The following is a 1,505-nucleotide window of genomic DNA, read 5'->3' as shown; positions in this document are numbered from 1 at the left end:
TCTCCGCCGGCGCGGCCGATGCGCAGGGCATCCCCGTGATCGACCAAGCCGCCCTTGCCAAGCAGCTGGAGAGCATTGCGCAACTCAAATCCCAGCTCGACACTTTGAACCAGCAGCTTCAGCAGGCCCAGCAGCTTTATGGCTCGCTCAACAAGCTGACGAACATGGCCGACGTCGCGAGCGTGCTCAACGATCCCTCGATCCGCAAGGCCCTGCCACAGGACTTCAATGCGATCGAAGGCCTGCTCCAAGGCTCCGGTTCCGGCGCCTTCGGCGAGTCCGCCTCCAAGTTCCTGCAGGAGAACTCCACCTACCAGACCAGCGCCAACGACTTTTATGCGCAGGAGTTGTCCCGCATCCAGAAGAAGAATGCCGGCCAGATGAGCCTTGGCCAGCAGATCTACGACGCTGCCACGAAGCGAATAGACGGTATCGATCAGCTCCGGCAGCAGATCTCCTCGGCCGGCACCTCGAAGGACGTTGCCGACCTGCAGGCTCGGCTCCAGGCGGAGGCGGCGTTCCTCCAGATCGATGTGGTGCGCATGCAGGGGCTACGCATGGTGCAGCAAGCACAAGTGCAGGTCGACGAGCAGCGCAAGGCCGAGGACTGGCGCAAGCGCATCGACACGATGAATGCAGCGCTGCCATGAGGAGGATCTTGGCCCTGTTCCTGATGCTTCCTCTCGCCGGCTGCTTCGAGCCGGGGGAGGGGATCCACGCCGTCAGCGATTATCTTTCCGATGATGCCTTGCGTGCCGGGCAGTTGGCGAAGTGCCGTGAGAATCCGGGGCAGCTCGCCGAGACCCCCAACTGCAAGAATGCGAACGAAGCGGATGGAAAGGCCCGCCTCCAGCGCATGAACAAGGCGCTGGGAGGGTAGGGCATGTATCAGGTCTTCTTGTTCCTCGACGACCAGTTCAAGGCCCCGCTCGAGACCTTCATCAGCTCGGGAACTTCGGGCATCGCCTCCTGGGTGACGGGGCCGCTGACCGTCGCCCTGACGCTTTACGTTGTCATCTACGGCTTCCTCGTCCTGCGCGGCTCGATCCCTGAGCCGATCATGGAATTCGCATTCCGGGCGATGAAGCTCGCCATCATCCTGATGCTGGTGCAGAACGCGTCGAACTATCAGACCTATGTCTCGAAGGTGTTCTTCGAGGACCTGCCGGCCGAGATTTCGGGTGCCCTCAACACCGGTTCGGCGCCGAGCGCCTCTGCCTTCGACTCCCTGCTCGACAAGGGCCAGAAATCAGCGAACGACATCTGGGCTAAGGGATCCTGGCCCGTCGACATCCTGACCGGCGCGGCCGGGCTGGTGGTCATCGTCATGACCTTCATCGTCGCGGCGATCGGTTATGTGGTGTCGCTTTATGCGCGCGTCGCGCTCGCGATCGTCCTGGCCATAGGTCCGATCTTCGTCGTCCTGGCCATGTTCCAGTCGACCCGCCGGTTCACCGAGGCGTGGATCGGCCAGATGGCAAACTTCGTCATCCTGCAGGTCCTCG

General features: G+C 62.3%; 3 protein-coding genes. All 3 read left to right on the top strand.

Features of this window, described 5'->3' with window-relative positions:
• Positions 1-650, top strand: a 650-nt coding sequence (virB5, locus tag K9U40_RS22920; protein ID WP_432715936.1) for a P-type DNA transfer protein VirB5, incomplete at its 5' end; no start/stop codon positions are given.
• Positions 647-880, top strand: coding sequence for an EexN family lipoprotein (locus tag K9U40_RS22915; RefSeq protein WP_282892389.1), 234 nt, complete (start codon positions 647-649; stop codon positions 878-880). The genes virB5 and K9U40_RS22915, both read left to right, overlap by 4 nt.
• 3 nt (positions 881-883) lie before the next feature.
• On the top strand, positions 884-1,505 hold a 622-nt coding region (locus K9U40_RS22910; protein WP_282892388.1), incomplete at its 3' end, for a type IV secretion system protein.

It is taken from the genome of Xanthobacter autotrophicus (genome assembly GCF_030015065.1).
GTDB classification, from domain to species: domain Bacteria; phylum Pseudomonadota; class Alphaproteobacteria; order Rhizobiales; family Xanthobacteraceae; genus Xanthobacter; species Xanthobacter autotrophicus_D.
Note: the sequence above shows the minus strand (reverse complement) of the source record. Positions and strands in the feature narration are given on the sequence as shown.